10 protein-coding genes are annotated in these 9,116 nt (G+C 65.7%); 4 read left to right on the top strand and 6 right to left on the bottom strand.

The genetic code is table 11. From position 1 onward, the window contains the following. The first annotated feature begins 466 nt into the window (after positions 1 to 466). Complete coding sequence (gene dapF / locus SO156_RS45105) at positions 467 to 1,339, top strand: diaminopimelate epimerase (RefSeq protein ID WP_458148994.1); 873 nt, start codon at positions 467 to 469, stop codon at positions 1,337 to 1,339. After that, positions 1,339 to 2,592 carry a tRNA (N(6)-L-threonylcarbamoyladenosine(37)-C(2))-methylthiotransferase MtaB gene (gene mtaB / locus SO156_RS45100; protein WP_498539358.1) on the top strand — a complete coding sequence of 418 codons (1,254 nt, stop codon included), beginning with the start codon at positions 1,339 to 1,341 and terminating at the stop codon, positions 2,590 to 2,592. Before dapF ends, mtaB begins: the two co-directional genes overlap by 1 nt. A gap of 207 nt (positions 2,593 to 2,799) precedes the next feature. On the opposite strand, the gene SO156_RS45095 is transcribed toward mtaB, so the two are convergent. Together SO156_RS45095 and SO156_RS45090 are read right to left on the bottom strand one after the other, a co-directional pair. Continuing rightward, on the bottom strand, positions 2,800 to 3,909 hold the full coding sequence (locus SO156_RS45095; protein WP_498539357.1) for a DUF2336 domain-containing protein: 1,110 nt from the start codon (positions 3,907 to 3,909) through the stop codon (positions 2,800 to 2,802). A gap of 277 nt (positions 3,910 to 4,186) precedes the next feature. After that, positions 4,187 to 4,852, bottom strand: a complete 666-nt coding sequence (locus SO156_RS45090) for an RluA family pseudouridine synthase (protein ID WP_458148997.1) — start codon at positions 4,850 to 4,852, stop codon at positions 4,187 to 4,189. A 93-nt stretch (positions 4,853 to 4,945) separates the two neighbouring features. Here SO156_RS45090 and ftsY point away from each other — a divergent pair, with 93 nt between their 5' ends. Beyond that, positions 4,946 to 5,890, top strand: a complete 945-nt coding sequence (gene ftsY, locus SO156_RS45085) for a signal recognition particle-docking protein FtsY (RefSeq protein ID WP_498539356.1) — start codon at positions 4,946 to 4,948, stop codon at positions 5,888 to 5,890. Position 5,891: 1 nt separating this feature from the next. Beyond that, the gene (locus tag SO156_RS45080; protein WP_458148999.1) at positions 5,892 to 6,494 is read left to right on the top strand and encodes a septation protein A; all 603 of its coding nucleotides are present in this window, start codon (positions 5,892 to 5,894) and stop codon (positions 6,492 to 6,494) included. 175 nt (positions 6,495 to 6,669) lie between these two features. Here SO156_RS45080 and SO156_RS45075 read toward each other — a convergent pair whose 3' ends face one another. From SO156_RS45075 to ccmB, 4 genes are all read right to left on the bottom strand, one after another. Continuing rightward, entirely contained in the window at positions 6,670 to 7,263 is a 594-nt protein-coding gene (locus tag SO156_RS45075; protein WP_498539355.1) for a DsbE family thiol:disulfide interchange protein, read from the bottom strand. Further along, positions 7,260 to 7,439, bottom strand: a complete 180-nt coding sequence (ccmD, locus tag SO156_RS45070) for a heme exporter protein CcmD (protein WP_458149000.1) — start codon at positions 7,437 to 7,439, stop codon at positions 7,260 to 7,262. The genes SO156_RS45075 and ccmD overlap by 4 nt, the downstream gene beginning before the upstream one ends. A gap of 1 nt (position 7,440) precedes the next feature. Next, entirely contained in the window at positions 7,441 to 8,226 is a 786-nt protein-coding gene (locus SO156_RS45065; RefSeq protein ID WP_458149001.1) for a heme ABC transporter permease, read from the bottom strand. Between the two features lie 77 nt (positions 8,227 to 8,303). Further along, positions 8,304 to 8,972, bottom strand: a complete 669-nt coding sequence (ccmB, locus tag SO156_RS45060) for a heme exporter protein CcmB (protein ID WP_458149002.1) — start codon at positions 8,970 to 8,972, stop codon at positions 8,304 to 8,306. Between the last annotated feature and the right edge of the window lie 144 nt (positions 8,973 to 9,116).

Here is a 9,116-nt window from a genome sequence, read left to right as displayed (position 1 = left end):
ATGTGTATAAGAGACAGTGGCTGCTGCGGGGGGCGCCGTCGGGCTGGCCGAGGGGGAGGCGCTGGCCGCCGGAGCCGGCGATGGGGACGTCGCAGGTGAGGGCGATGCGCTGGCGGCCGGGGAGGGCGAGGCCGACGGAGCCGGCGTGGGGTTCGCGGAGGCTGCCGGTGCCGGGGTCGGCGATTGCGCGAACGCGCCGGAGAGGCAGAGGGTAATGGCGGCTGCCGGGATCACCGCGGCCAAAAACGGACGGAAAAAGCTCGTCATTACGTGTCTCCCCAAGGCAAGTAAGCTCCTGCCCGCATTTCTTGTACCACGTGCGCGTCCCGGTTCGCGCGAACGCGCCTATCTAACACGCATGGCCCAAATTCGTCCCATGACAGATGCGTCATAGGGCACACGCTGCAAATGACTGGCCAACCGTGCCATGATCGCCATATAAGGCAGGCGAAATTCAGGACATTTCATGAGCGCGCTCGCCAATCACGCATTTGCCAAGATGAACGGCATCGGCAACGAGATCGTCGTTGTCGACATGCGGGATTCGGCCGCCTCGGTCACGCCGGATGACGCGCGCGCGGTCGCCTCCGCGAAGGGCGTGCCCTACGACCAGCTCATGGTGCTCCAGAAGCCGCGGCTCGACGGCACCGAGGCCTTCATTCGCATCTACAACAATGACGGCTCGGAGGCCGGCGCCTGCGGTAATGGCATGCGCTGCGTGGTGCGGCGTATTTTTGAAAAGACCGGGCAGACCGCCGCGACGTTCGAGACCGCCGCGGGGCTTTTGAACTGCTGGCAGGGATCTACCCCCGATCTCTATACCGTCGATATGGGTGCACCGAAATTCGGCTGGCAGGACATTCCGCTGGCGGAGGAGTTTCGCGACACCCGTTACATCGAGTTGCAGATCGGGCCGATCGACAAGCCGATCCTGCATTCGCCGTCCGCGGTGAGCATGGGCAACCCGCACGCGGTCTTCTGGGTCGACGACGTCAACGCCTATGACCTCGGACGTTTTGGTCCGCTGCTCGAAAACCATCCGATCTTCCCCGAGCGCGCCAACATCACGCTCGCCCACATCGTCGATCGCGATCACATCACGATCCGCACCTGGGAGCGCGGTGCGGGCCTCACCAAGGCTTGCGGGTCGGCGGCTTGCGCGACGGCGGTGGCCGCGGCGCGGTTGAAGCGCGCCAACCGCAGCGTCGAGATCACGCTGCCCGGCGGCAAGCTCGGCATCGAATGGCGCGAGCGCGACGATCACGTGCTGATGACGGGCACGGCGACCTTCGAATATGAAGGCAATTTCGATCCGGCGCTGTTCGCCTCGGTCGCCTGATGGGCGTCGAGGTCCTGACCTTTGGCTGCCGCCTCAACGCCTTCGAGGCCGAGGTGATCCGCCGCGAGGCGGAGAGGGCGGGGCTCTCGGACACCATCGTCATCAATAGCTGTGCGGTCACCAATGAGGCGGTGGCGCAGGCGCGGCAGTCGATCCGCAAATTGAAGCGCGAGCGGCCCAGTGCGCGCATCGTCGTTACCGGCTGCGCGGCGCAGACGCAAAGCGAGATGTTCGCGGGCATGGCCGAGGTCGATCGCGTCGTCGGCAATGACGACAAGATGCACGCCATGGCCTGGCGCGAGGCGCGTGCCGCGTTCGATATCGGCGCGAATGACAAGATCGCGGTCAGCGACATCATGGCGGTGAAGGCTATGGCACCGCATCTGATCGACGGCTTTGCGAGCGGTCTGCCGCGGGTCTTCGTGCAGGTGCAGAACGGCTGCGATCATCGCTGCACCTTCTGCATCATCCCGTTCGGCCGCGGCAATTCGCGCTCGGTGCCGATGGGCGCGGTGGTCGAGCAGGTGCGCGCGCTAGCCGAGCGCGGCCATGCCGAGATCGTGCTGACCGGCGTCGACCTCACGAGCTACGGCGCCGACCTGCCGGGCGCGCCAAAGCTCGGCATGTTGACGAAGCAGATCTTGCGGCATGTGCCGGAGCTGAAGCGCCTGCGCATCTCATCGATCGATTCGATCGAGGCAGATAGCGACCTGCTCGACGCCATCGCCGACGATGCGCGGCTGATGCCGCATCTGCATCTGTCGCTGCAATCCGGCGACGACATGATTTTGAAGCGGATGAAGCGGCGGCATTCGCGCTCGGACGCAATTGCATTCTGCGAGCAGGTGCGCCGCCTGCGGCCTGACATCGCGCTCGGCGCCGACATCATCGCGGGCTTTCCGACCGAGACGGAAGAGATGTTTGCGCGCTCGCGCGATCTCGTCGAGGAATGCGGTCTCACCTTCCTGCACGTCTTCCCCTATTCGCCGCGCCCCGGCACCCCGGCCGCGCGGATGCCGCAGGTCGCGGGCGCGGTGATCAAAGATCGCGCGAAACGCCTGCGTGCGGCCGGCGAAGCGGCATTGCAGCGCCGGCTACAGGCTGAGGTCGGCGCGACCCGCGAGGTGCTGATCGAAAGCGACAGCCAGGGCCGCACGGAGCATTATCTGCCGGTAGTGGTCGCGCGGGCAGAGGTGGGAAGCGTCGTGCCGCTCAGGATTGGCGGTGAGGATGGCGAGCGGCTCACCACATGATCGCTGTGGTCCCCCGGCTTGCCGCCTTCGCTGAAGCTTCGGCGGCCCTGAGTTCGCGAGCCTCGTCGAAGCCTTGGCGGAGACGGGACCGGGCGACCCAGTACGCCGCAGCTCCTCCGTATCCCACCACTGCCTCTGGAATACTGGATCACCCGCTTTCGGGTGATGACACCGTGAGTTTGGCGATAGCGCGCGCCCCTTGTTCGCTTACGACGCCCGCACCTGCCAGAACCTGAGCGTGCGCCTTGCGTTTTCCGGCGTCATCCTCGCGAAATGGCCTTTGGCCTTGGCGAGGTCGGCGGGCTTCATCGTGCCGGTGGCGTAGCGGCTTTCCAGCACGGCGCTGGTCGTTTCCCAGCTCAGCAGCGCCGCGCGGCAGGGCACCAGCAGGCCGTCATCGCGCAGGCTCTGCATCAGGGGCCGGATGACCTCGACGGTGGACTCGGACAATGCTGCGAGCGCAGCGACGGTTTCCTCATAGCGCCGCTGCAGGGCAAAGCCGCGCAGCGTTGCCTCGTTGAGCTGGCCGGTTTCCTTGAGCTTTGCGACAGCGCGCTTGGCGCCAACGAAATCACGGATCCCCGACATCTCGCGATCGACGCCGGTGGCGACGCTTGCGATTGCGTTCTGGATCTCCTCGAACAGATGCGGCGGGGCGCGCGACAACAGGCGCGTGCGAACCGCGTCCGTCGCCGAGCGCAGCAGCTCTCGGCGCAGGTCCGAGGGCAGATCGACGCGCACGCCCACGCTCACGGTCAGTTCGGGGTCCTGTTCGGCCTGTCCGACGATGACGGCAAAGCCGCTCGCGGACAGCCGGGCACCGGGATTGGCGGCAAGCCGCCGGCTGACGCTCGGATAGCGGCGCGCCAGCAGCGCGTCGGTGACGATTTCCTTCAGCCACCAGCGTCCGGCGACCGCGAGCAGATGCTGCTCGCCCTTGGTCACCGCAATGTTGAGCAATTCGGCCTCATCGAGGCGCGCCGATTCCTGAAGCACCGGGCCGGCGATCCTGATCTCGTCATTGCCGGCAAGGCGGCGGATTACCGATGGCGGCGCTTGCGCGATCGGTGCAAGCTGCGCGCTGATCTCGGCGAGCGCGACGCGCGCGCCCATGTCGGCGATCGAGCGCAGCTCGATGGTCTTGATCAGCCGCCCGAGCACGTCGTCGAACAGTGCGATCTGCTCGTCATTGAAGCTGCCGGCGGAGGACAGGAACAGGTCGGTGACGCGCCGCGCCGTTTCCAGGCGCTTCTCGTCCGAGCCGGCGCGAATCGCACCCTCGACTTCGGCGATGATCGATGGCTGGGCCTGCGGCATGAAGCGTTGCTCGTCCTGAGCCGGTTCGAAGAAGCTTGTTCTAAGCAACCGTTATCATTAGAGGCGAGCACTGAACGTTTCGTAAACCATCGAGAAGGTGGCGGCGCCGTGCTTCAGCGAGAGGCCGCCGCGGAGGAACTGCGCTCCCTCTCCCGCTTGCGGGAGAGGGCTGGGGAGAGGGTGTTTCCGCAACCGAGAACCCCCAAGAGGAGAAAGCCCTCACCCTCGCCTTTGGCGCGACCTCTCCCGCAAGCGGGAGAGGTGAACGACAGCGGCGCTATTCCCCGTTCCAGCCGCAGGTCCTGAGCCGGTCCTGTATGTGCGGCGGCGCGGGTGCGACCACGCGCACTGGCTCCTTGTTGCGGGAGATCGGGACCACGATTTCGCGCGAATGCAGATGCAGCCGTGGCTCGCCGAAGCGCGGGCCATTGCCGTAGATGTTGTCGCCGACGATCGGCCAGCCCTGCGCCGCGCAATGCACCCGCAACTGATGGGTGCGGCCGGTAACCGGTTCCATGGCGACCCAGGTCAGGCCCTCGCCCCGGCCCATCACCTTCCAGTTGGTGATCGCCTTCTGGCCTTCCGGGTCCGGCTTCTGCCACCAGCCGCGCTCGGCATTGAGGCGGCCGAGCGGCAGGTCAATGGTGCCTTCGTCCTCGGCCGGCCCGCCCTCGACCACGGCCCAATAGGTCTTGCCGATCTTGCCGTGCTTGAACAGCAGGCCGAGCGAAGCGGTCGCCTTGCGATGGCGCCCAAGCACGAGGCAGCCGGAAGTGTCCTTGTCCAGCCGGTGGGCGAGCACCGGCGGTCGTGGCAGGCCGAATCGCAGCGCATCGAACGAGGCTTCCAGGTTCGCTCCGCCCTTCGGGCCGCGATGCACGGGAAGGCCGGCCGGCTTGTCGATCACCAGCATCAACCCGTCGCGGTGAAGCACGCGCGCCATGATTTCGTCTGATGTCAGTTCGGGAACATCGAGCAATATCAGGACTTTCGTTGAAGACTTTCGTTTAGGAGCCGGAACGGCTAACACGCCACCATGAACGATACCACTGACACCCCTAAACTGAGCTGGTGGCGCCGCCTGTCCAACGGGCTGAAGCGCACGTCGGCCTCGCTCGGGACCGCGGTCGCCGACCTCGTCACCAAGCGCAAGCTCGACCGCGCCATGCTCGACGACATCGAGGACGTGCTGCTGCGCGCCGACCTCGGCACCGAGGTTTCGGTGCGCATCGCGGACGCGGTCGGTGCGGGGCGCTATGACAAGGCGATCTCGCCGGACGAGGTGAAGGACGTCGTCGCCACCGAGGTCGAGAAGGTGCTGGTTCCGGTCGCCAGGGCGCTCGCGATCGATGCGACGAAAAAGCCCTTCGTCATCCTCGTGGTCGGCGTCAACGGCTCCGGCAAGACCACGACCATCGGCAAGCTGTCCGCGAAATTCGCCTCCGAAGGCCGCAAGGTGATGCTGGCGGCCGGCGACACGTTTCGCGCAGCCGCAATCGAGCAGCTCAAGGTCTGGGGCGAGCGCACCAGGACGCCGGTCATATCTGGCGCGCAAGGCTCGGATTCGGCAAGCCTCGCTTTCAATGCGCTGACGGCCGCGAAGGAGCAGGCGATCGACGTGCTCCTGATCGATACCGCAGGCCGCTTGCAGAACAAGTCCGAGCTGATGAACGAGCTCGAAAAGGTCGTGCGCGTGATCCGCAAGGTCGATGCCTCGGCGCCGCATGCAGTGCTGCTGGTCCTGGATGCCACCGTAGGCCAGAACGCGCTGTCACAGGTCGAGGCATTCCACCGCACGGCCGGTGTTACGGGCCTGGTGATGACGAAGCTCGACGGCACCGCGCGCGGCGGCATTCTGGTGGCGCTTGCCGAGAAATTCAAACTGCCGGTGCATTTCATCGGCGTCGGCGAAGGCGTCGACGATCTCGCGCCGTTCACCGCGCGCGATTTCGCCCGCGCGATCGCCGGAATTGAGAGTTGAAATGGACAAGTCCCAGCCGCATCCGCTGTTCAAGCTGGCAACCGAGCTCGGCCCGCTGCTCGTGTTTTTCTTCGTGAATTCGAGGTTCAATCTGTTCGCCGCGACCGGCGCCTTCATGGTCGCGATCGTCGCGGCGATAATCGCCTCCTATATGGTGACGCGCCACGTGCCGATCATGGCGCTGGTCACCGGCGCGATCGTGCTGGTGTTCGGCACGCTGACGCTGGTGCTGCACGACGAGACCTTCATCAAGGTCAAGCCGACCATCATCTACGGCCTGTTCGCAGCGGTGCTCGGCGGCGGGCTGCTGTTCGGTCGCTCCTTCATCGCCATCATGTTCGATCAGATGTTCAACCTGACGCCACAGGGCTGGCGCATCCTGACCTTCCGCTGGGCGCTGTTCTTCGCCGGCATGGCGGTACTCAACGAAATCGTCTGGCGCACCCAGACCACGGACTTCTGGGTCAACTTCAAGGTTTTCGGCGTGACGCCGCTGACGATGATCTTTGCCATCGCACAGATGCCGCTGACCAAGCGCTATCACATCGCACCGGTGTCGCTGGAAGCGAGCGAGGCCGAAGCAGGAGATGTGCGGAAGGGGTGATGTCTCTCCACGACGTGGATTGAAGCGCACGCCGTACACTCGACTGTCATCGCCCGACTTGATCGGCGATCCAGTACTCCGAGACGTCCGTGATGAAGCGATAAGCCGCGGCGTACTGGATGTCCCGGTCAAGCCGGGGCATGACGGCGGTATGCGGGCTGGCACCGATGACGCGTCAGCTTCCCACCTTCAACGCCTTCTCGATCTGCGGCAGCAGCACCGTTTGCAGATTCTCCGGCGTGATCGGTCCGACCAGCTTGTAGACGATCTTGCCTTCGCGTCCGACGACGAAGGTCTCGGGCACGCCGTAGACGCCCCATTCGATCGAGGCGCGGCCGTTGGTATCAGTGCCGACGACGCCGAATGGATTGCCGTAGCGGCCGAGGAAGCGCCGCGCATTGTCGGGCGTATCCTTGTAGTTGATGCCGACGAGCTGGAAGCGCTTGTCCTTGGCTAGCTCTGTCAAGAGCGGCGCCTCGTCGTGACAGGGCACGCACCAGGATGCCCAGACGTTGACCAGGCTGACCTTGCCCATGAACGCGGCCGGGTCGAGCCCCGGCACCTGTGCGCCGCCAGCTTGCAGCCCATCGAGCTGTGGCAGCGTGGTCTGCGGCGCCGGCCGGCCGATCAGCGCCGAGGGGATGCGCGAGGGATCGCCGCTGCCGAGCCGGAACCAGAACAGTAGCGCAAGGCCGGTGAAGGCGATCAGCGGCAGCAACACCAGGAGGCTGCGTCGCGGCGGCGTGGCGGAGGTCGAGTGCTCGCTCATCGCAGCTCCGTCGCGCTGCGGCCCGAGCGGCGGGTGACGCCGCTTCTGTCCAGCTCACGCAGACGCGCTGCCTGGTTGCGATAATCGATCATGATCCAGCCGATCAGGATCGCCACCACGATGGCTACCGCGAGATAGGACGTCACGATGAAGGACGCGTACGGGCCGAGCGACATGTTATGCGGCCCCAGCTTCTTTTTTTTCTTCACGCGAACTGGCGCTCAACTCGCTCGAAAACGCTATGCGGCTCGCCTGCATCATTTGCAGGGAGCGGACGCGGCGGCGCAATATCTCGTTGCGCATTGCCGCCAGATGCAGCGTGACGAACAAAAGCGTGAACGCGACCGCCATCACGAGCAGCGGAATCAGGAACGATTTGTCGAGCGTCGAACCGCCCATGCGCATCACCGAGGCCGGCTGGTGTAGCGTGTTCCACCAGTCGACCGAGAACTTGATGATCGGCAGGTTGATCGCGCCGACCAGCGTCAGCACCGCTGCGGCACGCGCCGCGCGCGAGGGATCGTCCACTGCGCGCCACAGCGCCATCAGGCCGAGATACATCAGGAACAGGATCAGCACCGAGGTCAGCCGGGCGTCCCATTCCCAATAGGTGCCCCACATCGGCCGGCCCCATAGCGAGCCGGTCAGCAACGCGAGGAAGGTGAAGGCGGCGCCGATGGGCGCGGCCGCTTTCGCGGCGACGTCGGCGAGCGGATGCCGCCACACCAGCGTGCCGAGCGATGCCACGCTCATCACGCCCCAGACGAACATCGACAGCCAGGCATTTGGCACGTGGATGAACATGATTTTCACGGTGGCACCCTGCTGATAGTCGTCGGGCGCCAGCGCCGATTGATAGAGGCCCAGCGCGAGCAGAATCAGGGTCGCCCCCGCAAGCCACGGCAGCACGCGCGCCGTCAGCGCAAGGAACCGCGAGGGGTTGGCAAGGTCGATCAGTGTCATGGTCACCTGATAATCATGGCGAGGGGCCGCAGGCAATCAGCACGAAAGTGCGAAGCGAAAGTTGATCGGGGTCAAGATCAGTCGAGTCCGTGCCGGAGGCTTGCGGCGGCCGCAAAGGGGCCGATGACCAGGCTGACGAGCGACAGCGCGCACAGGATCGAAAATGGCGCGCCGAATGACATTGGTCCGACGATCGCCGCCTGCGAGGCCGCGACCCCGAAGATCAGCACCGGAATCGACAGCGGCAGCACGAGAACGGCCATCAACAGACCGCCGCGATGTAGCGTCACCGCCAGCGCAGCGCCGATCATGCCGGTGAAGGTCAGCGCCGGTGTTCCCGCCAGCAGCGTCAGGGCCACCGCGCCGGTTGCAACCATGTCGAGATTGAGCAGCAGCCCCAGCACGGGGGTTGCGACGATCAGCGGCAGGCCGGCGGCCAGCCAATGCGCCAGCGCCTTGGCGGCGCAGGCGAGTTCCAGTGGCGTCCGGCTCATCGTGATCAGGTCGAGCGAGCCATCCTCATGGTCGGCCATGAAGAGACGGTCGAGGGTGAGCAGGCTCGCCAGCAGCGCGCCCAGCCACAGGATTGCCGGCCCCAGCCGCGACAACAGCGCCAGATCCGGCCCCACCGCAAACGGCATCAGCACCACGACGGTCAGGAAAAACAGCACCCCGATGAGCGCCCCGCCGCCAACGCGCAGCGCAATCCGGACGTCGCGACGAATCAGGGCGGAGAGGGCGGTCATGGGGTGTCCCCGATTGTGTGCCGATGGGCATCTCGCTCCAGCCCCCCGGCCGGTGCGCTCCCTCCCCCCTTGTGGGGGAAGGCGGGGGAGGGAGCGCACCGGCCGGGGGGCTGGAGCGAGATGCCCATCGGCACACAATCGGGG

This window comes from Bradyrhizobium sp. UFLA05-125 (genome assembly GCF_059803515.1).
This window is presented reverse-complemented; position numbering and strand designations above follow the sequence as displayed.